Here is a 24,024-nt window from a genome sequence, read left to right as displayed (position 1 = left end):
TTGAAAGCTGGGCAAAAAAAAGGAACCTGGGAGTCCGTTTTAAGAACGGTGGCCGCAGGTTCCTTATTGTATTATCTGCTTACGCCGGTAGCGTACGGGTAAGCGTAGTTCAGTTCTTCGTCGAAGGTGATGTAGTCCAGGTTGACCATCAGCAGCAGGTAACGCATGCCGGTCATCGGATCGCTGATGATGATGTGGTCGCGTCCGGCAGCTTCGATGCGGCCTTTGAAAATTTTGGCGTTCCACTCGCGGTTGTTTTCATAAGTCATGTACAAAGTCGCCATTTTGCCGAGGTTGAGGCGCAAAATATTTTCGATAAAAGATTGCTCAATCGGCAGCTGTCCTGCGGCATTCAAACCAGGCGCACCGGCGGGGGACCCGCCCGGACCGGCGATAAAGCCGCCGCTGGAAGGCGGAACCTGAGTTTGAGCAGGCATTTGGGCAGGCATTTGGCCAGCCATTTGGCCGTACATTGGGAATCCGTACGGGTTAACTCCCGGCATGGACCCGATTTTGTAAGGATTGTTCATCATGGTTGATTTCCTCCTAAGTATGTTTTTGCCAGTGATATGGGCGTTTATCTCAATACCCATATTATGGAGGGAGCCCAGATTTGGTGACTGACGCCAAAAGGAAAAATATAGTTCCTGTACAGTTGCGTTACCGGTTGTTTTCTATACAATAGGACATGTAGGCCATTAGAAAAAGGTGCGGAGGTACAGCGATGAAATATCGGGAATTAGGCAATACCGGGCTCATGCTGAGCGAAATCAGCTTTGGCACGTGGGCGATCGGCGGATCGTGGGGGCAAGTGAACGACGGCGAGTCGATGCGTGCGCTTCATGCGGCGATGGATGCGGGAGTGAACTTCTTCGATACGGCCGATGTATACGGAGACGGGCACAGTGAAAGGCTGCTGGAGGAAGCAACCAAAGGCAAAGAAGACGAAATTCACATTGCGACGAAATTTTGCCGGGCCGGGGACATTCACGATCCGCATACGTATTCGGAGGAACAAGTGCGCGCTTATTGCGAAGGAAGCTTGAAACGGCTGAATCGCGAACGGCTTGACCTGTATCAAATTCATTGCCCTCCGCTTGCGATATTGCAGGACGGCCGCGTGTTTGAGGTGCTGGACAAGCTGCAGCAGGAAGGGAAAATACGCCATTACGGAGTCAGTGTTGAAAGTGTGGAAGAGGGTTTGCTTTGTTTGGACAATCCGAATGTCAAAGCACTGCAGGTCATTCTGAACTTATTCCGGCAAAAACCGCTGGAGCGGCTGCTGCCCAAAGCACATGCCCAAGGTGTCGGCATTTTGGCGCGGCTGCCGCTCGCAAGCGGTTTGTTAACCGGTAAATTTACCGCGCAATCCGAATTTGAGGCGGGGGATCACCGCAATTTCAACCGCAACGGAGAGCAGTTTAACGTCGGCGAAACGTTCGCCGGACTGGAATTCGAACGTGGCGTAACGCTCAGCCGGGGGCTGGCGTGGATTGCCGAAGGCCGCGAAAGCATGACACGGGCTGCGCTGCGTTGGCTGCTCGATTTGCCGGAGGTGACGTGTGTCATTCCCGGTTTCCGGTCGGTGTCTCAAATCGAGGACAATTTGGCTGCGCGCGAAGTGCCGTCATTTACCGCGGCGGAGCAGCGCCAGCTTGCCGAATTTTACCGGGACAATGTTCACCCTTACATTCGCGGATCTTACTAAAAGTCTGAAGCCTGAAGCCAGAGGCGTGGGTTCGGAGAATGCTGATCTCATCAACCGCCATTGCGACGCCATAAATGCGCTCAAAGGATTATTCGCGCGTGATGCCATCATCCGGCATGTGCTGTTGCATCACACGCGTGGGGTTCGATCGACCGACCGCCGCGCCCGCTAATCGATCATGCCTTTGCGCTGAATTTTTACCTTGACATGAACGTCGGTTTTCAGGGAAGGAAATGTTTGGTCAAGCCATTGATCTTTGTCCAGTTCCCCGCCATGAGCGACCCGGTACTTTTCGCCAAATCCGACCGGGTCGCTTTTCAGTTGCTGCAGCGTGGTGATGAGCTTGCGGAGATCCTGTTCAATTACCCCTGCCATTTCGTTTTCCACTTTGGTCATAGAAGCGTGGTCCATCAAATAAATCCCCGGAGATTGATCGAAATCAAGCTTCACACGAAGGTTGACCTTCATTTTATCTGCTTCCCAAGCGATATCGGTTTTGTAATCAAGCAGGATAAATGACATTTTGTCCTTGGTGATGGTAAACCCCGTCGGAAGCAGGCTTCGTTGTTGCAGCATCGATATATACTTGACGTTGGATGCGTTCAAATAGCCGGTCAGCCGGTCGCGGCGGAACAGGGCGATTTTATCGATATTGACATCTTTCTCGCGTTCCTTCGACGAACCGAGCACCATGGCGTAAGGCGATATGCCCGGCTCGAAGACCCGGCTGTAAAACTCGTATAAGTAGATCGGCAAAATTTCAAATGTATCCGATCCGGCCTGGGAGAACACATCCACCATCCAATCTCCGACGGATTGCGGCACCGACGGGCTGATATTCATCACGGCTTTGGGGCTTTCCCGTGTGACAGCGATCCAGGATATCGTTTGCAGCTCCTCTCTGCGCATGAAAAAATCCAAATGTTCCGTAAGTCCTTTTTCTGCGAGCTCGCTGGAAATCAATAAAATTTTGGTATGGCCGAATTGAATGTCGCGGGCTGTTTTTCGCTTCATCTGATACAAAGCGTCGGATATGGTGCTTCCTTGTTGGGTAATGATATAATTCGGCGATGTGTCGCTGCCACCGCCTCCCGAACCCGGCGACAAGGAGGCGTATTTTCCGGGAATAGCCGCCATCGCATGGACTAGCACGCCGTTTTCTGCGGATTCGATGCCCAGTGCCGTCACAAAGGTGATACGGTTGATTTGCTTGGCGTTGCCGCATCCGCCGAGCAGCGGGACGAACAAGAGAATGAGCAGCCAGATTCGGTTTCTGTTCAATTGGAGCGCCCCCTCGCAAGCATCAACATATATAACAGCAGAGGAAACGCGACCAGCATCGCAGCGCCGTAACAGCCCAGCCAGTAAGCGAAGTCTCTGAAGAAGAAAGGCTTGCTTGTTGCGACCACAAATATGGCCGAACCGATCCCGACACCGATGATATGCAAGGGGGACAACTTCCAACCGAAGGCTTGCGCTAAACAAAACGACGCGCAGCGGATGAAAAAGGTGCTGCCGGCGATCTCTAAATATTTCCACAATAAAATATGGATAAACACGATTCGCTCCATGACGAAATTTTCGGCGCGTACGGCATCGAATATAGCTTGGGTAAGAGATTCGAATTGCCTGGCGGTATGAACGCCAAATGTCGTAATGCCCATCGTTACCGTATAAGCCCCGAATAAAGCCGAGCCGCTTGCCAGAAGGGAGACGGAAACAAATACCCTTTTTCGTTTGATGCGACTGCTGAGTACGGTGACCGCGGCGAGCGGAATAAACATCAGCATGGCGCCGGATATGCCGTGAATCGGCTGCGCCCATTCCCGGGCACGAATGACGGGCATCAGATAGGACCAATTCGAATTCATCAGTGCGGTCAGAGAAAAAACGATATAAAGCGGAATGATGAATATCATCAGCAGATGCCCGTAACGTCCAACCGTTTCGATGGAAAACAAAGCCAATAATGTGGCTATCAACGTCCCCGATATCATTAATGTCGTCGAATTGCCGTACAGCAAAGTACGGGAAAAAAAGTCCCCGCCCGTGATCAGGTAATAGACCGCCCCGCCCCAAAAGAGAATGGCATACAGCAAATAAGAGACAGGGGTCAGCAGCTTGGGACCGATGCGTCCGCTGGCCAGCATAATGGATTCGCCTTCATAACGCGAGCTGATGCGCAAGCTCAGCCACACTCCTCCAAGCACCACCAGTAGGCAGGCAAAAAAAATCCAAGGGCTGTCCCGGCCAAAACCGGTCAGTGCCATTTTATTAACCCCACGTGTTGTGGACAAACCGGTCATCACGATAAAAAACAACACCGGATAATGAACTTCTTCCTCTTGCGTCTTCCACTTCATAACAGCTTTTCTCCTTCCTTGCGGGGCGATCGCCCGGATGGTTTCAATTTGACTTTGTATGTGCGCGACGCAAGCAGCGACAGCGCCTGTGGGGCGCGAATCAAGGAGTCGCGCAGCAGATCCGAATACATAAACGTGCTGAATGGGGCCAAATATGGGATATCCATCGATTTTAACGAGCACAGATAAAAAAGAATAAGCGCCGAACCGACCGCCATGCCGTAGATTCCCCAGAACACGGAGAAAACGACCAGCAAATAGCTGCACAGCCGCAGCGCTACGCCAAGCATATAGTTCGGTATGGTGTAGCTGCCGATGGCCGTTGCGGCTGTAATGACGATCATAATATTGCTGATCAGATGCGCTTGGGCGGCGGCGGTGCCGATGATCAGACCGCCGACGATCGTGGCGGTGCCGCCGATCACTTTGGGCAAACGCACGGTTGCTTCATTAATCAGCTCCAGCAATATCATCATGACGATTACTTCGATAAAGGCAGGGTACGGGACGCCTTCACGGCTGGCGGCAATGGCGATCATGAACTGAATCCGCAGCACGTCATGATTCACCGACGTGACGGCGACATAAAGCGCCGGGAAATATAAGGTCATCAGCAGTCCGATAAAACGGATCAAGCGTAAAAAGGTGCCGGGCAAGCTCGGAAAATAATAGTCGTCAGCCGTCTGGTACAATGCGGTCATCGTCACCGGCAAAATGACAGCAGTCGGCGAAGTATTCATCAGCACCGCAATTCTTCCTTCCAGCAAGGAAGCTACGGTTTTATCGGGGCGCTCAGTGGATTGCATGAGCGGGAACGGCGTCAGCCATTTTGGCCTGTCCAATATGATCTGCCCCAGTTGGGTCGTATCCAGAAATCCGGATTCTTGGATGCCGCTTAACCTGTATCTGATTTGCTCAATCAGATGAGGTTTCGCCAATCCTTTCATATAAACGATCATGACCTGCGATTGGGTCGTTTCGCCGATCGTTAAAGATTCGACGGTTAAATGCTCATGACGGATCCGAAACCGAATCATCGATAAGTTCGCTTCAATATGTTCCACAAAGGAGTCCCGCGGACCGATCAGCGAACTTTCGATTTCCGGTGTCATTACCGAGCGCTGCGACCATTTTGCCGCATCGATCGCTAAATACCGATTCTGCTCCTCCAAGATCAGCAAGCAATGTCCGGCAAACAATTGCAGCGACATCTTTTTCAGATGAAGCGGGTAGTAGTTCCCCAGAATCGAGAGATGCTGAGGCAAGTCGTGATTCGATTCTTTTCCCGCAACTTTCTTGTTCTCTTGTCCCCCGATCCGCAATACGCCGCCGCTGGATGGATCGCTTTGCTTAGCTGGGACGTCGTTGGTGTGGCGGGATTCGGAATCGGAGGATTGCGGAAGAGGGGACAACAGCTGAGCGATTCTTGCCGTATCGGTAACGGTGGAAAGAAACGCGGCAAAACCCGGCAGTCCGTAACCATCGGGAAGCGGCCGGATAATCAGATCGGGCGGATGCCCGAGAGCCGCTTGCAAATCTTCTTTGGCGAACAAGTCAGCACCTCCTTGGATGTTTTTGCTTCAACTGACGACCTGTTTCCATCTTTAGATTACTTCGGATGCAGCGTCGCTATTCATATTTACCTGTTATTGGAAAACGCTGCGCGCCGAAATCAGGCTTTTATCAGCTCCTGAGACACCGCGACCTGTGACATTTTTTTCTTGCACGAGCTGAATTGCCTTGGCCTGCCTACGGCGGATGACAAAATTTTCCCGTCACAACGATTAACAGTTACGAGCCGGATGTTTCTCCGCTTAAGATAGGTTCAACGGGGACATCCGCAGGGCCCGCGGAAGCCAATCGTTGGTACAGCTTAATTTTTATCGCTCAGCCTTGATGATGACGAGCTGGCAAGCCACTTTTACGGGGAGGATCATTCGATGCAAGACAAGCAGCAAACGACGATAGCGATGCAGGTAGGCGCCGTATCTTTTGTAGACGAAGGCGTGGAGCAGGTACTGGACAATCTTCAGGAGCTTGGCGGCGTGAACACGTTATTTCTGGCCAACTTTACTTATACAAGGGGTACGGGAGGACGCCAGCTGGAAGGGCATCCGCTTCCCGATCACGGCAAAATGGCCTACGACCCGGAATTTGTCGGCGGCAATTACGGGATCGCTCACCCGCAGTATTATAACCGCACGTTTATTCGCCCGGAACAATTCAGAGCGAAGGAACACGGCGATTACGACATGATGGCGGAAGTGATTCCGGAGGCCAAACGCCGCGGCATGAAATCGTATTGCTGGATTGAAGAAAGCTCGGGATTATGGCAGTCCCAGACGATTCCGAATTACGCCCAGCTGCTGGAGCAGGACCCACGTGGGATTAGCGGCCGCAAGCCCTGCTTTAACCATCCGGAGTACAGAAATTGGCACTTCAGTCTGATCGAGGATTATATCAAATCATATGAAGTGGACGGAGTGGCATGGTGCTCGGAGCGGCAGGGACCGCTGGGCAATTTGTTCGGCGGACCTTGGGCGACGGGCGAAGTCACCTGCTTTTGCCCGCACTGCCGGGCCAGAGCCAGAGAGCTTGGCATCAACGTAGAGCGGGCCAGACAAGGTTATATCGCCTTAAGAGACTTTATCCATAAAGCACGCGCCGATGTAAGGCCTAACGACGGATATTTCGTCATGTTCTGGCGTTTGCTCCTGCGATATCCGGAGATTTTGGCTTGGGAAAACCATTGGCATGAAGGGCAACGCCAGTTTTTTAAAGAAATATACGGCATGGTTAAGGCGATTAACCCGGAGGTTCAGGTCGGCTGGCACGTGTTCCATCTAAACTCGCTGTCGCCGTTTTATCGGGCAACGCAGGATTTGTCCGAGATGAGCCATTACAGCGACTTCATCAAGCTGGTCGCCTATAACAACTGCGCAGGTCCGCGTTTTGCCGACTACATGAAACATCTGCACAGCACGATTTTCCGGGATGCCGCGCCGCAGGAAGCGCTGCAGCTGATTTACCGCTTCCTTGGCATCGCGGAAGGGTCGCTTGAGGACATTCCGCAGCAAGGCTGGTCGGCCGATTATGTGCGTCGAGAAACGCAGCGGGCCGTCCAGGCCGTTAAGCTGTCGGGGTGCCCGACCCGCATTTATCCCGGCATCGACGTCGATATTCCGACAGGCCAGGGCCTTAAACAAACGGAACCGCAAGATGTGTACGAGTCGGTCACGGCCGCTATGCAAGCGGGAGCGCAAGGTGTCGTATTGTCGCGCAAATATTCCGAGATGCGGCTGGCCAACCTGGAGGCTTGCGGCAAAGCGCTCAAAGATTTGAGTTTATTGTAAGCGACCCCAACCATCTAAGCGCAAAGGACGTGGTACCATTGACAAGACAAGGAATTATCGATTGCGACGTACATCCTACGCCCAAAAGCATTGAGGAAATTCGCTCTTATATGAAGCAGCCGTGGAAGGACCGCTACAGTGGGAGCGGGCGAGGCTTTTACGGCAATCCGGTCCATGGCGCGCGCCTGGACGCCAAACCTCCGGGTGGAGGCCCGATCGGCTCGGATCCGGACTTTGTGCGGCAGCAGCTGATTGAAGAATATGGCGAAGCTTATGCCATTCTTCTGCCCCGGGCGTTTTGCAACCTGCATCCCGACCCGGATTTTGCTACGGCGATCGCCGCGGCGTACAACGATTGGCTGGCGGATACGTGGCTTGGAAAATACAACCATGACGGCGTGTTTAAAGGCTCCATCACGATAGCGCATCAAGATCCGGCCGCGGCGGCCAAAGAAATCGAACGGTGGGCGGGGCACCCGCATTTTGTGCAGGTAATGACCGACTCCGGCGCCAGAGCGCCGTTTGGACAGCGCCAATATTATCCGATCTACGAAGCTTGCGAGAAACACGGGCTGCCGATGGCGATTCATCCCGGGACGGACGGTATGGGCATTAATGTTCAGCCTTCTCCGGGTTATCCGACGCATTATATCGAGTGGCATACGTGTTTGTCGCTTGGATTCCAGGCGCATCTGGTCAGTTTTTTGACCGAAGGGGTATTCGAGAAATATCCCGGTTTCCGGGTCGTGCTGGTCGAAGGCGGCGTGTCGTGGCTGCCGGCATTGATGTGGCGTCTGGATGCGGAATATAAGGCGCTGCGTTACGAGGTGCCGTGGCTGAAGAAGAAACCAAGCGAATATTTGCGCGACCATGTGCGCCTCTCGTCGCAGCCGCTGGAACGGCCGGACAACGACCAGCATTTGCTGAGCATGCTGGAGATGATGGATGCCGAGCATATTCTGATGTTCGCCAGCGATTATCCGCATTGGGACTTCGATTCGCCGAAGCTGGCTTTCCCCAAGCTCCCGGATGCGCTGAAGCAAAACATATTTTACGAAAACGCCAAGCAGTTTTATCGCCTGTGAGCGTAAGCGGAAAGGAGCCGGCATTATGGGCAGGCACGTCGTATGCAATGTAAAGGAACTTCCGGACGGTTCCAGCAAAATAGTGTCGCTGGAAAACCGCTCCATCGGAGTGTTTCATGTCAAAAGCCGCTTTTATGCGCTGAAAAACAGCTGCCCCCATCAGGGCGCGCCGTTATGCGTAGGCACGGTCACCGGGATGACGCTGCCGTCATTGCCCGGGGAATATTTGTACGGCAAGGAGGGGGAAATCGTCAGATGCCCGTGGCACGGCTGGGAATTTGACATTTTAACCGGCAAGTCGATCTACGATCCCCGCAAATGCCTTGTGAAGACGTATGACGTAGCCGTGGAGACGGAGGAGGAAGTGAAGGCCGTCGAAACGTATACCGTGAAAGTCGAAGAGGAGAAAGTGGTCGTTTATATATAATCGGAGGAGGTTGTTTCATGGGTCGAATTATTCGTTCCGCATCGGTATGCGCTTTGGCCGGGGTTATCGTTTCAACCGGCATGATGTCGGCGTGCAGCACCCAAGACGGAGCTGCTGCGCCCGGCGCCAAGAAAGAGAAGCTGAATATTAAAATGATGTCTTCGCTGCAGACGGAGCCGCCGGATATGAACAGCGCGTTCTGGACCGGTCTGGAGGAACGCACCAATGTGCACCTGGATATCGACTGGGTGCCGATTAACGACTATATCAACAAGGTGAACCTTGTGCTTGCGTCGGGCAATATCCCGGAAGTGCTGACGGTGACGGACACCAACTTGTCCAGCTTGATCGATGCGATCAACAAAGGATCGTTTTGGGATCTCGGCGAACTGCTCGGCGATTTCAGCAAATACCCGAATTTGAAAAATAATGTCCCGGAAAGCGCATGGAGGCTGCTCCGCTACAACGGCAAAACCTTCGGCCTACCACGGACAAGACCGCAAATTACCGCCTCCGAGCACATCCGCAGAGACTGGCTCGATAAGCTGGGATTGCCTGTGCCCAAAACGATGGATGAGCTGCTTGTCACGCTGAAGAAGGTGGTCGACAGCGATCCCGACGGAAATGGCAAGCGGGATACGGTGGGTCTGATGTTTGACGAGTCGTATCGCACGGCGTTCGGCGGATTTGATCCGGAGAATACGCCCGATGGCGGAATGTATCCGAAACAGCTGACCAATGCTTATACGAGCATGGTGGAATGGTACCGCAAAGCGTATGCCGACGGGCTGATGTCGCAGGAATTTGCGATCATGAAAGATTTGCAGTACTCCGACATGTTCGGAGCAGGGCTTGCCGCGTTTTACCGTAAAAATCCGTGGCACCAATACGGGCTGGAGCAATCGGCCAAAAAGGTGCAGCCCGATGCTAAAACGGAAATTATCCCTTATTTGACTGGACCCAACGGGACGACGGCGGTGCTTTCGCCGGGTTTCTTCGGCGGGTTGTACATTCCGAAAAGCGTGCCGAAAGACAAGGTCGAGAAAATTTTGCAGTATTACAATGTGATCGCCAGCGATGAAATTACGAAATACATTACGTACGGCAAAGAAGGAGTACATCACACCGTGGACAACGGCGTGATCAAGATGACCGATCAAGGCAAGAAAGAAATCAACAATACGACCATCGAGCCGTTTGTGCTGAAGCTGGACCCGTGGTCCAAAACGGACAGCCCGATCGCGCCGCAGGAAGTGAACTTAAAAAACCGCGAGAAAGTAAAACCGGAGCTTGATGTCGGCAAAATCGACCCGTTCAGCGTGATCAATTCGCCTTCATGGGTGACACAATGGCCGAAATACGAAGGGGAATTTACTTCGATGAGAACCCAAGTCATTATCGGCAAAATTACGATGGAGCAGTACAAAAGCTACATCGACCAGCTGAAAGCGAAAAAAGAATTTGCCGTGGCTTATAAGGAATTCGGGGACAATTACAAAGCTTTATTTGGAAAATAACAACCGCCGCCGGGCCGCCTTCGGCCCGGCTCCGATTTACAAACCGATAGAGGGGAGGAGTAACTTCATGACACGGAGCGATTTGTTCAAATACCGGCATATGTATATGCTGGTATTCCCCGGGCTGCTCTATTTCATCGTCTTTAAGCTGGTGCCGATGTGGGGGCTGCTTGTCGCTTTCCAGGATTACACCCCGATTCTCGGCATGCTGCACAGCAAATGGGTTGGCTTTAAACATTTTATCGAGCTGTTCCAATACGATTTTTTTTACAATTTGCTGCGCAATACGCTGCTGATTAATGTATTCAGCCTTGTCTTCTTGTTTCCGCTTCCGATCCTGCTCGCCATTATGCTGAATGAAGCGCGGCACGAAGTGTTCAAGCGGATCAACCAGTCGATTGTGTATATGCCGCATTTTTTATCTTGGGTCATTATTACAAGTTTGACCTTTTTTATCTTGTCGACGGACGTAGGGCTAATCAATAAAGCGGTTCGCAGCTTCGGTTACGAGCCGATCCCTTTCTTAAACGAACCGCGGTTTTTCTGGGGACTCCTGACCGTGCAAAACATCTGGAAAGACGCAGGATGGGGCACGATCATCTTTTTGGCCGCCATCGCCGGCGTCGACCCTTCGAGGTATGAAGCCGCCGTCATCGACGGGGCAAGCCGCATGAGGCAAATATGGCATATTACGCTGCCCGCGATCCGGCCGACCATTCTGATTTTGCTTATCCTCCGCTTGGGGCATATTGCCGATGTGAGCTTCGAGCAGGTGCTGCTGATGCTGAACCCGCTGGTGCTTTCCGTCGGTGACGTGTTCGACACCTATGCGTATAAGCAGGGCATACTCAGCGGCCAGACGAGCGTAGGGGTTGCGGTTGGCATGTTCAAAGGCGTCGTAGGTCTTGCTCTGGTGCTCATATCCAACCATATCGTCAAAAAGCTGGGACACGAGGGCATTTATTAGAAAGCAGAAAGGAGGCCTGCCGTGTGAGCTTTGTATATAAAAAACGGCTGACGCTGTTTGACTATGCCAATTATTCGCTGCTGACGCTTATTTCCGTCGTCTGTATATTCCCGATTTTTTATTTGGTCATGGTTTCACTGACGTCCAAAGACGTGTACGTGCCTTTTCAGTTTCATATATGGCCGCAAAAAATGTCTCTGGATGCGTACACGTATATTTTATCGACAAAAAGCTTCCTCACCGCGCTGAAAAATACGGTATTTGTCACCGTTGTCGGCACGCTGCTTAATCTGCTGTTTACCTTTACGATGGCTTACGGCCTTACGGAAAAAAACATGCCGTACCGCGGTCTGATCATGGGTATCGTGGTGCTAACGCTGGTTTTTAATCCGGGCATTATCCCGAATTATTTGCTCGTGAAAAACTTGGGGCTGCTCAATTCGTTCTGGGCGCTGATTTGGCCCGCGCTGACCAATGCCTGGAGCCTGATCGTCGTCAAAAGTTTCCTCGACTCGATTCCTTCCGAGCTTAGAGAATCGGCCAAAATCGACGGCTGCACCGATATCGGGGTGTTTATGCGGATCATCCTGCCGTTATCGATGCCTGCCATCGCCGCGTTTACGCTGTTTTTTGCGATTGCCCATTGGAACACGTATTTCAACGCCATCTTGTATTTGACCGACACGAATAAATGGACGCTGCAGGTGCTCGTCAAAACGATGGTACTTGACGCCAGCTCCAATATGACGGGCAATATGGCCGCGTCCACCGACGATCAGGTGCTTCCCCAGGAGACGGTCCGGCTTGCCTCCGTTGTGCTGGCGATGCTGCCGATTTTGATCGTATATCCGTTTTTGCAGAGGCATTTTGCCAAAGGCGTTATGTTAGGTTCGGTCAAAGGATAAGTCAGGAAAAGGATTCGGCCGGCCTGGGGCGAATATATTCCGGTACGTCCGGGATAAGGACCGTTATTGCGCTGAAAAGGGGAGAGAGGCGTGAAGGGAGTGCTCGGCCACATACTGCGGCTTTTTTCCGTCAAACACCGCATGAAGCATGATTTGTACCGGTTTATTTGGTTCGGATGCATATCGGTTTGTATCCCGATAGTGCTGATCGGCGGCGTCCAATACCAGCTGTCCATGAGGTCCGCGGTGAACGAAGCGACGCAAATTGCCGATTCGTCGCTTTCGCTGGCGAAAGACAGGCTGGAGCGCATCTTCGGCGGGATCGAACTTTCGTCGCTGCAATTGTCGGCCAATCCGCTGATTAACAGCACCTTCTTTGACGGCGATCCGAACGAAAAAATACTCGCCCATCTGGAAATATTGAAGCTGCTGCAGGTGGCGAAGGGCTCCAACGATTTTATCGACGACATCATTTTGTACAATGATGCTTCCGAAGATATTTTAAACAACGAACACGGGTATGTGCTGAAAAAAATGTACAAGCTGCGGCCGGTGCTCGATCAGCTGATGCAATCCGAGCCGCTCGACCAGTGCCTGAACATTAAGCAGCCGCTAATGACCGACACGCTTGCTTGTGTCCGGTTTCTCCCGCCTTCCAGCGTTCACAAGGCCAGAGGACTGCTTGTCGTCAAGCTGCGGCAGGATCTGATCGAAAAATATTTGGAAGGGCCGGCCGTATACAACGCCAAACAATCGATGCTGGTGCTGGATTCATCCCACCACGTGTTGTCCGCAATCGGCAGTCATTTTCAAGGCGCTTCGGCGATTCTTAATGAGGCTTCCGTGAAATCGATTATTCGCTCGGAACTGAGCCATGGCAGTTTTTTTATGGAGGATGCGTCGGGGGAGCAATTTTTTTATTCGTTCCGCAAAACCGAGCTTGGCCGTATTTATATTAGCAAAATCGCCAAAGCCGATATTTACGAGCATATCAGCTGGATTCGCTGGGCTATTGCGCTGACCATTTTGCTCTTCATCAACATCGGCATCGCGCTGTCGATTTATACAAGCTTAAAAGCGTACCGGCCGATCCGCCAGCTGGTCAGTCTCGGCGAAAAGCTGAACAAGGATGCCGACTTGGCGTTACGTTCTTCGGGGGACATCTCCTTTATTCAGGACTGCTGGCTGTATCTTAACGAACAGACGCAAAAGCTGAATGCATATATGCGGCGGTGGGAGCCGACAATCAAGGAGAGTTATTACCGGCAGCTGCTGGAGCTGCGTCCGCCCGATCATGGCGCGCCGGATTTGAAGGAGCTTGCCGCGATTGCCGGCGGCGAACCGAGGGTTTATGCCGTCCTGGTGGCGAAGCTGGAAAACATGCACCGGGAAACCCGTTTCCAGCGCGACGACGGGCCGATTTTATCGTTTATCGTGAAAAATGTGATCGGCGAAATGATGCAGAAAGCCGGACAGCCTGAAGGAGAGGTCATTCTCGACCGGAGCGGGTTAGGCACCGCCGTGTTGACGTTCCCGCAGGATATGGCTGCGGAGGAGATCAGGGAGCGGCTGGCGCGTTTTGCAGCCGATCTCGTCGGGGCGTTCCATAATTATTTGAAGCTGAACGTCAGCATCGGCGTAGGCGGCGTTTATCGCAGTGTGACGGAGGTGTCCGTTTCTTATAAGGATGCGTTGGAAGCGCTTCAGCAGCGGCTGTTTAAAGATCAGCGGCAGGTGTTTTTTGCGGAAGAGCTGGAGTCGCCGAGAAAACACGCCTCCTTTTATTATCCGTTCCTGATTGAAGAAGCGCTGATCGAGCTGCTCGAAAGCCGCAACATAGCCGAAGCGGAGACGCAGCTGAAGGAATATATCGCGGCGGTCAAAACGTCCGAATCCCCGGCGACGATATCGCAATGTTACGTGCTGCTGCTCAGTTCCATTACCAAATCGCTGATCCGCAAAGGATACGCCGGTATTTTCGATCACCATTTTGTGCAGGCGCTGCAGGAGAAAAAAACGTCGCTCGAAATTTTCGACTGGTTTGTGCAGTCCATATTCCCTTATTACGATAAAGCGGAAAAAAACGAAAATACAAATCAGCTTGTCGTTAAAGTGTGCCGGTACATCAACGAACACGTCCACGAAGATATTTCGCTGATCCAATGCGCGGAGCTGGTTCATATCAGCCCGTCCCATTTAAGCAAGCTGTTCCGCAAAGAGACGGGGATGCATTTTCTCGACTACGTGCTGGACCGCAAGCTGAAGGAAGCCCAGTATTTGCTTGCCAATACGGGGCTTACCGTCAGCGAGATCGCGCAAAAAATCGGCTATTCGGAAAGAAGCCTCATCCGTATTTTTCAAAAATACATCCATATGACACCAAGCCAGTTCCGGCTTTCCCATACTTCCGATTGAGCGGGTGTAACCCATGTCAGACGACCAAATGCTTTTTTACCTGATCTTCCGACAGATCCGACGAACTGCCTTGGGCAACGACGGTCCCCTTGTCGAGCACGTAATAGTAGTCGGCGATGCTGGTTGCGAAGGTAAGGCTTTGCTCGACAAGCAGGATCGCCATGTCACGTCTGGCTTTCAGCGACTCGATGGCTTTCTCGATGTCCATCACGATGGACGGCTGAATGCCTTCCATCGGCTCGTCGAGCAGCAGCAGCTTCGGCTCGGCGACAAGCGCCCGGGCGATCGCAAGCTGCTGCTGCTGGCCGCCGCTTAAGTCGCCTCCCTTGCGCTGCAGCATCTCGTGCAGTACAGGAAACATGCCGAAGACGGCTTCCGGCAGCTTGCGTATTCTCCCGCGGGTGGCTTCGAGCCCGAGCAGCAGGTTTTCCTCGACCGTGAGCTGCGGAAAGATGTCGCGCCCCTGCGGGACGTAACCGATGCCTAGCCGGGCGCGTTCCTCCGGCTGCAAACGGGTGATATCGCGGCCGTCCAAGCGGATGCTTCCGCGCCGGGGCCGCAGCAGTCCCATCACGCCGCGTAGCAGCGTTGTTTTGCCGACGCCGTTGCGTCCCATCAGGCAGACGACCTGGCCCATCTTCACCTGCAAGGCGGCCCCGCGCATAATCATGCTTTCGCCGTAACCGACCTCAAGTTGTTCAATCTCCAGCATGGCGTTCGCCCCGCCTCCCTAGATAAACTTCGGCCACCTTGTCGTCCTGCTGAATGTCCTGCATCGTGCCTTCCCGCAGGATGGAGCCTTCGTGCATTACCGTGACCGTTTTGGCGAATTGGCGCACAAACTCCATATCATGCTCAACGACGATCACCGTTTGGTTGTTGTTGATTTTGTGCAGCAGCTCGCCCGTTTTTTCCGTCTCCGCGTCGGTCATTCCGGCGGCGGGTTCGTCGAGCAGCAGCAGCTCCGGCTCCTGAATGAGCAGCATGCCGATTTCCAGCCATTGTTTTTCCCCGTGGGACAGCGAACCCGCTTTCTCCTTACTCTTGTTCGAAAGTCCGATCATGCTTAAATAATGCACCAGTTTATCGCGTTGCTCGGACGTTGTTTTGGTGATCAGCGAGCTGAGCAAGCCGCGGTTTTGCTTTAAGGACAGCAGCATGTTTTCGAGCACCGATAGCGTCATGAAAATCGAGGGGGCCTGAAATTTGCGGCCGATCCCGAGTTGGGCGATTTGGTGCTCCTGATGGCGGGCGATATCGATATGGCCCTTAAACAGCATCTTGCCTTTGGAGGGCTTCGCTTTGCCGCAAATGACATCCAGCAGTGTTGTTTTACCGGCTCCGTTGGGCCCGATTAGAAACCGCAGCTCCCCGTATTGCAGCTGAAAATCGAGCCCGAGGATCGCCTTGAAGCCGTCAAAATCGACCTCCAGGTTCTCTGCCCGTAAAATAGCGGTCTCGGCTTGTTTTCTCGGTGACGTTTCGTTCATGGTTTGGTTCGACCTCCTTAAAGCTTTCCGGAGGAAAGCTGGCATCGAAAGCGTTACTGAGCTTTCCGGAGGAAAGCTGGCATCGAAAGTGTTACTGAGCTTTCCGGAGGAAAGCTAGCATCGAAAGTGTAACAGCGCTACATAGTACGGAAGAGACTTTCCGTACTTCGGAAGATGGACTCCGCCAATATAAGGAAACTGCCGTTTCCACGGGACATAAAGAGAACATAGCCCGTGCGACCGAAACTAATGTGGTTCATACGGAAATTTTTGTCTTTTCCATTACTGAAATAGAGCATACTTTAACAATTAGAAGAAATCTTGCACACTTCATAAAGAAACTTTAGTCTTTATAGGAGCCGGCCTATTAAATTTCATTCCGAATTGGTCAGGATCCCCGAGCATACCGAATCTTAAGGCCGCGTGAGGGTCTGCCGCCGCCATATTACGCCGGGACTCGAGCTCGACTTATAAAGTGCCGGTCTTGCCCTTCAAAGCAGCTTCGCCTGCTGCTGCCGGTGAAATCGAAGGTGACCCCGGCACAGAAGGCGAAGCAGCGGGTATCACGATGCCGGAAGCTGTCTCAGCCGCCAGCGCCATATCCGCCGACGCAGCGGAGCCGCGTCCCGGCCGTACCAGCAAATCCTGCAGCGTGCCAAAGATGCCTTTGGGCATATAGAGCACGACAACGATAAACATCGCTCCCAAAATAATCGGCCACCATTCCGGATACGCCTCGCTGAACGTCGTTTTGGCCGCGCCGGTCACAATAGCCCCGATAATGGCCCCAAACAGCGAGGCGCGCCCGCCGATCGCGACCCACAGCACCATTTCGATGGACGGTACGATACCCATCTGCGCCGGAGAAATGATGCCTTCCTGCAGCACAAACAAGATCCCGGATAATCCGGCGAGTCCCGCGGAAACGCAATAGATGAACATTTTATACGTGACGGGGTTGTAGCCGATGAAACGAACGCGGTTTTCCGCGTCGCGCACCGCCACTAAAATTTTGCCAAGCCGGGTCGACATCAGCCACAGGCAAAGCGCCAATACGAGAGCGAGCACGCCGACGGTCACGTAATAAAAGACCAGCTTGGTCGCGGGTTCGCCAAACGTCAGTCCCAAAAAGCTGTCAAAGTTGGTCAGCCCGTTTGTGCCTCCGGTGTAGCCCTGCTGTCCGACAAACAGCGTCACCGCGATAATGACCAGCGCCTGCGACAAAATCGAAAAGAAGGCGCCCCGGATCCGATTGCGGAACGTAAAATAGCCGAGCACAAACGCAACCGCCATCGGCACCAACAATGCAAGCAGCACCGCGAACCCCACATACTGAAAAGGAAGCCAAAATGCGGGCAGCTGCTCGACGCCGCTCCAAGACATAAAATCCGGCAAACTGCCATGAGAGGCGATCAGCTTCAAATGCATAGCCATGCAGTAAGCGCCCAGCCCGAAGTAAACGCCATGGCCGAGACTGAGAATGCCGGCATATCCCCATATCAGATCGAGACCGATCGCCAGTACCGAATAAGCCAAAAATTTGCCGAGCAGAGAAAGCCGGAACTCCGACAAGAAAAACGGAGCCGCCAGCATAATGACAAACAACGCGATGCTTAATATCCATTTGGCTTTTACACTCATAGCTCTTTAAGCCGCCTCCTTTCTAATCCAATGTCCTGGAACGGACTGTCACAAGACCGGACGGCTTCCATTGCAAAAAGGCGATAATCAGCGTAAACACAATCACTTTGCCCAGTGTGGCGCTTGTGCTGTACTCAAAGGCAGTGCCAAGCACGCCGATACCCAGCGCCCCGGCAACTGAGCCGACCAGCTTGCCGATCCCGCCGAGCACAACGACCATAAAGGCGTCGACGATGTAATACGTGCCGATCGTCGGACCGATCGGGCCAAGCAGCGTCAGCGCGCATCCCGCGATACCGGCCATGCCGGAACCGAAGGCGAAGCTGACGGCATCCACGCGCCGGGTTGAGATGCCAAGGCAGGAAGCCATGCCGCGGTTTTGCATAACGGCCCGCATCCGTCTGCCCCCGGCCGAACGGTAAAGGAACAAATAGATGCCGACGATGCAGACGATCACAAGCGCAATAATAAACAGCCGCTTATAGGGAAGCATCAGCTCCGCATTCAGCGCAAGACCGCCTTCCAGCCAAGCGGGCGCTTTGACGGCGACATTGGGCGCGCCGAAAATTTGCCTTGCCAGCTGCTGCAGCACCAGGCTTACGCCCCACGTGGCCAGCAGGCTGTCGAGCGGCCTGCCGTACAGATGCCGGATCAGCAGCACTTCAAGCAGCCAGCCGACGGCAAACGCCGCCGCAAAAGCAACGATGATCGATAGCGGAAAATACCAGCCGAACAGGCCGGGCGGCAGCGCTTTGAGAAAAAGCTGCTGGATCGTGTACGCCATGTACGCTCCGATCATAATAAATTCGCCGTGCGCCATATTAATCACATTCATGAGACCAAACGTAATGGCAAGGCCCAGCGCAATCAAAAGCAGAATCGAGCTGAGGCTGATGCCGTTAAACAATTGGAGCAGCAGGATGCTCATCGGCTTCCCCTCCACATGACTTTAGTAGAACCACAAACACGATGCCGCCGTACGCATTTGACGGACGGTGTTCTCAAATGCGGTTGCGGTTTTGAGGTTTTCTATAAAAGGCAGGACCGCCGCCGACGCCAGCGGCAGTCCCATCCTTGCATAACGCTACTTTTTGTTCACCTCGGCTCCCCAAGGATAAGTTTTCAGGAACGGATCGGGTTTGACGGCCTGACCGGAGTTCCACACTTCTTTGAATTGTCCGTCCGCTTGCACTTGACCGATACGAACGGTTTTGTAGATGTGCTGGTTTTCGCCGTCGATTTTTACTTTTCCGCCCGGTGCATTAAACTCGATGCCTTTGGCCGCTTCCTTCACCTTGTCTACGTCGACTGAGCCGGCTTTTTTGACAGCTTCCGCCCACAAATATACGGCGTCGTAGGCCGCTTCGATCGGATCGTCGGTGACGCGGTCTTTGCCGTATTTGGCTTTGTACGCTTCGACGAACGTTTTATTTTCCGGCGTATCCGTCGTTTGGTAATAGTTCCAAGCCGCATAGTGGCCTTCGAGGATCGATGCGCCGATGCCGCGGATTTCTTCTTCAGCGATCGATACCGATAAGGTGGTGATGTCGTTGGGGCCGATGCCTGCGTCCTTCAGCTGTTTGAAGAAAGCGACGTTGCTGTCCCCGTTTAACGTATTGAAAATAACGTCGGGTTTATCTTTTTTGATTTTGCTGATGATGGTGTTGTAGTCCGTATGTCCGAGCGGGGTGTATTCTTCGGCGACAAGTGTGCCGCCTTCGGCTTTCAGCTGTTCTTTGATCACTTTGTTGGCCGTTCTTGGGAAGACGTAGTCGGAACCGAGGAGGTAAAATTTCTTGCCTTTGTTTTGTAAAAGCCACGTGACTGCGGGGACGATTTGCTGGTTCGTGGTGGCTCCTGTGTAAAAAATGTTGGGCGACGATTCCAACCCTTCGTACTGAACCGGATACCAGAGCAACCCTTTGTTTTGCTCGACGACCGGAAGTACGGCTTTGCGGCTTGCCGATGTCCAGCAGCCGAAAATGGCGGCTACTTTGTCTTTTTGCAGCAGTTTTTTTGTTTTTTCTGCAAATGTCGGCCAGTCTGATGCTCCATCCTCGATAATCGGCTTGATTTTTTTACCGAGGATGCCCCCTTTGCTGTTGATTTCGTCAATAGCCATGAGCTCCGCGTCTTTGACGGACACTTCGCTGATGGACATCGTGCCTGTGAGCGAATGAAGAATGCCTACAGGTATTTCGCCTCCTGCCACGGTCTCGGTCTTGGTTTCTGTTTTTGTGTCCGCCGATGCCGCCGGTTTTGCGGTGTCCGCCGCGCAGCCCGATAATAACGCGCTAAGCGTCAAGCACGACGCCGCAAACAGTGTTAACCCTCTGCTTCTTTTTCCCATCCTATCCACTCCTTAAAGTTTTTGCGCCGACAACTGCGGCAGCGAAAGCTTAAGCCTTTAAGTTTCTCCCAGCAAAAACCATCCACATGAAGCATCAGCTTAAGTTTTTGCGCCAGCAGAAACCGGCACCGGAGCATCCATCCTCCGGCAAGAAATAAATGGATTAGTGAGCATTATCTGTATCTCCAGCTCACATGGCCTATCATAGTTTCGGTGTCACATAAATGTCAATATATTTTACGTAAAAATTCTAAATAAATATTTTTTGTGCGGTTATTCGAGAAAATTGCATTTGGATATTCAATTTTACTTTAGATCGACTTATTTTATGTCATTAAACATAACATAAATTTATTTACACGTACCCGAATGCCGAATATAATGGGAGTATATGTAACTCATTATTCGTTTTTTTTGGAAGAGGTGAGCCTGTGAATTTAACGGAACGCGAGAAGGAGAAGCTGCTGATTACGGTGGCCGCCGATGTGGCGCGCCGCAGATTGCAGCGGGGGCTCCAGCTGAATTACCCGGAAAGCATCGCTTTAATCACCTCCGAGCTGCTGGAAGGAGCAAGAGACGGACTATCCGTCGCGCAGCTGATGCAGCTTGGCGCCACCGTGCTCCGCAGAGAGCAGGTCATGGAGGGAATTCCGGAAATGATTCACGAGGTTCAGGTGGAGGCGACTTTCCCGGACGGAACAAAACTTGTCACAGTCCATCAACCTATACCCTGACAAACTTCAGCGGCTTAGCCTGGGTGCAGCTTCGTATATGCTGCGGCCGGATTTTTGCGCACCAAGCGGAAGGAGGCGTTTCCCATGATACCGGGAGAATACCGCACAGCTGATGGAAATATTGAAATAAATAAAGATCGTCAAACCATCGAAGTATTGGTCGTGAATCGAGGAGACCGGCCGATACAGGTCGGTTCGCATTATCACTTTTTTGAGGTGAACCGGGCGCTTGTTTTTGCCAGAGGGTTGGCTTTTGGCATGAGACTGGATATTCCTGCAGGCACGGCTGTCCGGTTTGAGCCTGGAGAAGAGCGGCGAGTGATGCTTGTAGAATTGGGAGGAGCAAAGCTCTCATACGGACTGAACAACTTGACGCAGGGCGAAGCGACGTCAGGCAAAATGCCGGAGCAGACGGTGGAACGCTTAGCCCTATGGGAGGAGCGTTGAAGGTGAAACGTATGGAACGGGGCGCTTACGCCCTTATGTTCGGGCCGACAACCGGAGATGCGGTGAGGCTTGCGGATACGGAATTATGGGCTGAGGTCGAGAAAGACTATACCGTCTACGGAGACGAATGCAAATTCGGCGGCGGCAAAGTGATCCGCGACGGGATGGGCCAGTCGAGCCGCCATACCCGCGAAGAAGGCGTGTTGGATACTTTGATTACAAACGCGCTGATTATCGATCATTGGGGTATCGTCAAAGCGGATATCGGCATCAAAGACGGTCTTATCACGGGCATCGGCAAAGCCGGCAATCCCGATATTATGGATGGTGTGACTCCAAGCATGGTCGTCGGCGCTTCCACCGAGGTGATCGCCGGGGAAGGCAAAATCGTTACAGCCGGCGGCATCGATACGCATATTCATTATATATGTCCGCAGCAGATTGAGACCGCGCTGTCATCCGGCGTGACAACGATGATCGGCGGCGGCACGGGGCCGGCTGCGGGAACAAGCGCCACCACGTGTACGCCCGGCGCATGGCATATGCACCGGATGCTGGAGGCGGCTGAAGCGTTTCCGATGAATCTCGGATTTACCGGGAAAGGAAATGCCGCTTTCGAGGCGCCGCTTGCCGAACAAGTCGAAGCCGGAGCGATCGGACTGAAGCTGCACGAGGACTGGGGCACGACACCCGCGGCCATCGATGCCTGCCTGCGTGTCGCTGACCGTTATGACGTGCAGGTGGCGATTCATACCGACACGCTGAATGAATCCGGCTTTGTCGAGGATACGCTTGCGGCGATTAACGGGCGCACCATTCACACCTACCATACGGAGGGAGCGGGCGGAGGCCATGCGCCGGACATTATTCGCGCCGCGGCGGAGCTGAACGTGCTGCCGTCTTCGACGAATCCGACCCGCCCTTACACTGTAAATACCGTCGAGGAGCATCTCGATATGCTGATGGTGTGCCATCATCTGGACAGCCGCATCCCCGAGGATGTTGCTTTTGCCGATTCGCGCATCAGGCCGGAGACAATCGCCGCTGAGGATGTGCTTCACGACATGGGCGTGTTCAGCATGATCAGCTCCGATTCACAGGCGATGGGCCGTGTCGGCGAGGTAATTATCCGCACATGGCAGACGGCGGATAAAATGAAAAAGCAGCGCGGCTGGCTGGCCCCGACCGGTGCGGCGGCGCAGGTATCCGCCGTGCCGGAATCGGCTGACGTCGATGCGGACCCTACGCCGCCCGATGCCGCTGATAATTCGGCGGGGCATCGCGTTCCCGGGGACGCAGCTGCCGGCAGTTCCGCCGATATGAACCAGGCAAGCGACAACTACCGCATTAAGCGCTACATTGCCAAATATACGATCAATCCTGCCATCACACATGGAATCTCACATTTGGTCGGCTCTGTGGAAAACGGCAAGCTCGCCGATCTTGTTATCTGGAGCCCGATGTTTTTTGGCGTGAAGCCGGACATGGTCGTTAAGGGCGGCATGATCGCATTTGCCCAGATGGGCGACCCTAACGCTTCGATCCCAACGCCGCAGCCGGTATTGGGGCGTCCGATGTTTGGAGCGTTAGGAGGTGCGCTGAAGCATTCCGTCACTTTTGTATCCCAAGCCGCCTTCGATCTTGGCGTACAAGAGAAGCTCAAGCTGACCAAACGTATCGAACCTGTCCGCGGCTGCCGCTCGGTCACGAAAAAAGATATGATCCACAACGACGGCACGCCGCTCATTCAAGTGAATCCGGAAACGTACGTCGTCAAGGTAGACGGCGAACCGGTAGGCTGCGAGCCAGCGGAAGTGCTTCCGATGGCGCAGCGGTATTTTATGTTCTGATGAACACGGTAAGCCGTAAGGAGGAAGAGAAATGACACAACCCGCATACTCGCAGCTCTCTTACATTCAATTGCTCGATTCGGCGCTGCCGATCGGCGGCTTTTCCCATTCATTTGGTTTGGAAACGCTGGTGCAGCAAGGATGGATTACCGATGCGCAGAAGCTGCGCGAATTTATTTTGACTATGTTGTATCACAGCTGGAGCACACTTGACGCCCTGGCCGTTAAAGCGGTGTATACGTACCTGCCCAAAGGCGCTTATGAGTCGATCTGGGCGGTCGACCGGCTGCAGCATGTTCAGCGCAGCGCGCGGGAAACCCGCGAAGGCGTGCAGAAAATGGGCAAGCGGCTTTTTCAACTAGCACGCGACATGTACCCTGATCTGGAGTGGGGGCCGCTCGCCAAAGCGATCGCGGGAGGCAGCTGTCCCGGCACGCATCCGACGGTGCACGGATATGCCAGCTATCTGCTTGGCGTTCCGCTGGCGGCGGCCGTAGAAGGGTACTTGTACACGTGTATGGTCACCTGTGTCAACAGCGCCCTCCGGCTTATGGCGATGGGACAAACGGAGGGCCAGAAACTGCTGGCAGGACTTATCCCCGAGGCGGGAAAAGCATGGGGCCGAGCCACCCGTTTGGATCCACTCGAAGACGGGTATACGTGCACGCCGTCGGCCGATATCGCCCAGATGGAACATGAAACGTTGTACTCCAGATTGTTTATGTCATAGCTGCAATGTTTCCAAATCCGTCTTTGTTTCGGAGCGTGCTGC

General features: G+C 53.3%; 21 protein-coding genes. 12 read left to right on the top strand and 9 right to left on the bottom strand.

What is annotated here, in order from left to right; genetic code table 11:
* Positions 1-71 precede the first annotated feature (71 nt).
* Entirely contained in the window at positions 72-533 is a 462-nt protein-coding gene (gene gerQ / locus EYB31_RS29880; RefSeq protein WP_240763010.1) for a spore coat protein GerQ, read from the bottom strand.
* A 191-nt stretch (positions 534-724) separates the two neighbouring features.
* Between gerQ and EYB31_RS29875 the strand changes: the two genes are divergently transcribed.
* Positions 725-1,708 (top strand): aldo/keto reductase, encoded by a 984-nt coding sequence (locus tag EYB31_RS29875; RefSeq protein ID WP_131017153.1) that lies wholly within the window; start codon positions 725-727, stop codon positions 1,706-1,708.
* A gap of 168 nt (positions 1,709-1,876) precedes the next feature.
* Here EYB31_RS29875 and EYB31_RS40420 read toward each other — a convergent pair whose 3' ends face one another.
* Genes EYB31_RS40420 through EYB31_RS29865 form a run of 3 tightly spaced genes read right to left on the bottom strand, consistent with a single transcriptional unit; the run spans position 1,877 to position 5,624 of the window.
* Positions 1,877-2,989 carry a Ger(x)C family spore germination protein gene (locus tag EYB31_RS40420; RefSeq protein ID WP_165452688.1) on the bottom strand — a complete coding sequence of 371 codons (1,113 nt, stop codon included), beginning with the start codon at positions 2,987-2,989 and terminating at the stop codon, positions 1,877-1,879.
* A complete protein-coding gene (locus EYB31_RS40415; protein ID WP_165452687.1) occupies positions 2,986-4,071 on the bottom strand; it encodes an SLC5/6 family protein in 1,086 nt (361 codons plus the stop codon). The genes EYB31_RS40420 and EYB31_RS40415 overlap by 4 nt, the downstream gene beginning before the upstream one ends.
* Complete coding sequence (locus tag EYB31_RS29865) at positions 4,068-5,624, bottom strand: spore germination protein (protein WP_165452686.1); 1,557 nt, start codon at positions 5,622-5,624, stop codon at positions 4,068-4,070. The genes EYB31_RS40415 and EYB31_RS29865 overlap by 4 nt, the downstream gene beginning before the upstream one ends.
* Positions 5,625-6,011: 387 nt before the next feature.
* Between EYB31_RS29865 and EYB31_RS29860 the strand changes: the two genes are divergently transcribed.
* From EYB31_RS29860 to EYB31_RS29830, 7 genes are all read left to right on the top strand, one after another.
* Positions 6,012-7,424: an alpha-amylase family protein gene (locus tag EYB31_RS29860; RefSeq protein WP_131017150.1), complete on the top strand. Its 1,413-nt coding sequence runs from the start codon at positions 6,012-6,014 to the stop codon at positions 7,422-7,424.
* A gap of 38 nt (positions 7,425-7,462) precedes the next feature.
* Entirely contained in the window at positions 7,463-8,509 is a 1,047-nt protein-coding gene (locus EYB31_RS29855) for an amidohydrolase family protein (protein WP_170318285.1), read from the top strand.
* Between the two features lie 25 nt (positions 8,510-8,534).
* Positions 8,535-8,936 carry a Rieske (2Fe-2S) protein gene (locus EYB31_RS29850; protein ID WP_131017148.1) on the top strand — a complete coding sequence of 134 codons (402 nt, stop codon included), beginning with the start codon at positions 8,535-8,537 and terminating at the stop codon, positions 8,934-8,936.
* A 17-nt stretch (positions 8,937-8,953) separates the two neighbouring features.
* Positions 8,954-10,453 (top strand): extracellular solute-binding protein, encoded by a 1,500-nt coding sequence (locus EYB31_RS29845; protein ID WP_131017147.1) that lies wholly within the window; start codon positions 8,954-8,956, stop codon positions 10,451-10,453.
* A gap of 67 nt (positions 10,454-10,520) precedes the next feature.
* Positions 10,521-11,420 (top strand): ABC transporter permease, encoded by a 900-nt coding sequence (locus EYB31_RS29840; protein WP_131017146.1) that lies wholly within the window; start codon positions 10,521-10,523, stop codon positions 11,418-11,420.
* A gap of 23 nt (positions 11,421-11,443) precedes the next feature.
* Entirely contained in the window at positions 11,444-12,325 is an 882-nt protein-coding gene (locus EYB31_RS29835) for a carbohydrate ABC transporter permease (RefSeq protein ID WP_131017145.1), read from the top strand.
* Between the two features lie 141 nt (positions 12,326-12,466).
* On the top strand, positions 12,467-14,740 hold the full coding sequence (locus EYB31_RS29830) for a helix-turn-helix domain-containing protein (protein WP_165452685.1): 2,274 nt from the start codon (positions 12,467-12,469) through the stop codon (positions 14,738-14,740).
* A 16-nt stretch (positions 14,741-14,756) separates the two neighbouring features.
* On the opposite strand, the gene urtE is transcribed toward EYB31_RS29830, so the two are convergent.
* From urtE to urtA, 5 genes are all read right to left on the bottom strand, one after another.
* A complete protein-coding gene (gene urtE / locus EYB31_RS29825) occupies positions 14,757-15,452 on the bottom strand; it encodes an urea ABC transporter ATP-binding subunit UrtE (RefSeq protein WP_131017143.1) in 696 nt (231 codons plus the stop codon).
* Positions 15,439-16,230: an urea ABC transporter ATP-binding protein UrtD gene (gene urtD / locus EYB31_RS29820; RefSeq protein WP_131017142.1), complete on the bottom strand. Its 792-nt coding sequence runs from the start codon at positions 16,228-16,230 to the stop codon at positions 15,439-15,441. The genes urtE and urtD overlap by 14 nt, the downstream gene beginning before the upstream one ends.
* 468 nt (positions 16,231-16,698) lie before the next feature.
* On the bottom strand, positions 16,699-17,871 hold the full coding sequence (gene urtC / locus EYB31_RS29815) for an urea ABC transporter permease subunit UrtC (protein ID WP_131017141.1): 1,173 nt from the start codon (positions 17,869-17,871) through the stop codon (positions 16,699-16,701).
* A gap of 22 nt (positions 17,872-17,893) precedes the next feature.
* A complete protein-coding gene (urtB, locus tag EYB31_RS29810; RefSeq protein ID WP_131017140.1) occupies positions 17,894-18,799 on the bottom strand; it encodes an urea ABC transporter permease subunit UrtB in 906 nt (301 codons plus the stop codon).
* Positions 18,800-18,955: 156 nt separating this feature from the next.
* The gene (gene urtA, locus EYB31_RS29805) at positions 18,956-20,221 is read right to left on the bottom strand and encodes an urea ABC transporter substrate-binding protein (protein ID WP_131017139.1); all 1,266 of its coding nucleotides are present in this window, start codon (positions 20,219-20,221) and stop codon (positions 18,956-18,958) included.
* 431 nt (positions 20,222-20,652) lie between these two features.
* On the opposite strand from urtA, the gene EYB31_RS29800 reads away from it, so the two are divergent.
* The 4 genes from EYB31_RS29800 (at position 20,653) to EYB31_RS29785 (ending at position 23,982) form a co-directional block, all read left to right on the top strand.
* Positions 20,653-20,955: an urease subunit gamma gene (locus EYB31_RS29800; RefSeq protein WP_131017138.1), complete on the top strand. Its 303-nt coding sequence runs from the start codon at positions 20,653-20,655 to the stop codon at positions 20,953-20,955.
* Between the two features lie 84 nt (positions 20,956-21,039).
* Positions 21,040-21,402 carry an urease subunit beta gene (locus EYB31_RS29795; RefSeq protein WP_131017137.1) on the top strand — a complete coding sequence of 121 codons (363 nt, stop codon included), beginning with the start codon at positions 21,040-21,042 and terminating at the stop codon, positions 21,400-21,402.
* Between the two features lie 11 nt (positions 21,403-21,413).
* Entirely contained in the window at positions 21,414-23,252 is a 1,839-nt protein-coding gene (ureC, locus tag EYB31_RS29790) for an urease subunit alpha (protein WP_131017197.1), read from the top strand.
* A 31-nt stretch (positions 23,253-23,283) separates the two neighbouring features.
* A complete protein-coding gene (locus tag EYB31_RS29785) occupies positions 23,284-23,982 on the top strand; it encodes an urease accessory protein UreF (protein ID WP_131017136.1) in 699 nt (232 codons plus the stop codon).
* Positions 23,983-24,024: the final 42 nt, after the last annotated feature.

Source organism: Paenibacillus thalictri (assembly GCF_004307995.1).
Taxonomy (GTDB): Bacteria; Bacillota; Bacilli; order Paenibacillales; family NBRC-103111; genus Paenibacillus_AF; species Paenibacillus_AF thalictri.
Note: the sequence above shows the minus strand (reverse complement) of the source record. Positions and strands in the feature narration are given on the sequence as shown.

Coding starts and splice junctions, on each gene's coding strand:
- EYB31_RS29875 (WP_131017153.1), top strand. CDS start 725: ATGAAATATCGGGAATTAGGCAATACCGGGCTCATGCTGAGCGAAATC.
- EYB31_RS29860 (WP_131017150.1), top strand. CDS start 6,012: ATGCAAGACAAGCAGCAAACGACGATAGCGATGCAGGTAGGCGCCGTA.
- urtA (WP_131017139.1), bottom strand. CDS start 20,221: ATGGGAAAAAGAAGCAGAGGGTTAACACTGTTTGCGGCGTCGTGCTTG.
- EYB31_RS29850 (WP_131017148.1), top strand. CDS start 8,535: ATGGGCAGGCACGTCGTATGCAATGTAAAGGAACTTCCGGACGGTTCC.
- ureC (WP_131017197.1), top strand. CDS start 21,414: ATGGAACGGGGCGCTTACGCCCTTATGTTCGGGCCGACAACCGGAGAT.
- EYB31_RS29845 (WP_131017147.1), top strand. CDS start 8,954: ATGGGTCGAATTATTCGTTCCGCATCGGTATGCGCTTTGGCCGGGGTT.
- EYB31_RS29830 (WP_165452685.1), top strand. CDS start 12,467: ATGAAGCATGATTTGTACCGGTTTATTTGGTTCGGATGCATATCGGTT.
- urtD (WP_131017142.1), bottom strand. CDS start 16,230: ATGAACGAAACGTCACCGAGAAAACAAGCCGAGACCGCTATTTTACGG.
- EYB31_RS29840 (WP_131017146.1), top strand. CDS start 10,521: ATGACACGGAGCGATTTGTTCAAATACCGGCATATGTATATGCTGGTA.
- urtB (WP_131017140.1), bottom strand. CDS start 18,799: ATGAGCATCCTGCTGCTCCAATTGTTTAACGGCATCAGCCTCAGCTCG.
- urtE (WP_131017143.1), bottom strand. CDS start 15,452: ATGCTGGAGATTGAACAACTTGAGGTCGGTTACGGCGAAAGCATGATT.
- urtC (WP_131017141.1), bottom strand. CDS start 17,871: ATGAGTGTAAAAGCCAAATGGATATTAAGCATCGCGTTGTTTGTCATT.
- EYB31_RS29795 (WP_131017137.1), top strand. CDS start 21,040: ATGATACCGGGAGAATACCGCACAGCTGATGGAAATATTGAAATAAAT.
- EYB31_RS29785 (WP_131017136.1), top strand. CDS start 23,284: ATGACACAACCCGCATACTCGCAGCTCTCTTACATTCAATTGCTCGAT.
- gerQ (WP_240763010.1), bottom strand. CDS start 533: ATGATGAACAATCCTTACAAAATCGGGTCCATGCCGGGAGTTAACCCG.
- EYB31_RS40415 (WP_165452687.1), bottom strand. CDS start 4,071: ATGAAGTGGAAGACGCAAGAGGAAGAAGTTCATTATCCGGTGTTGTTT.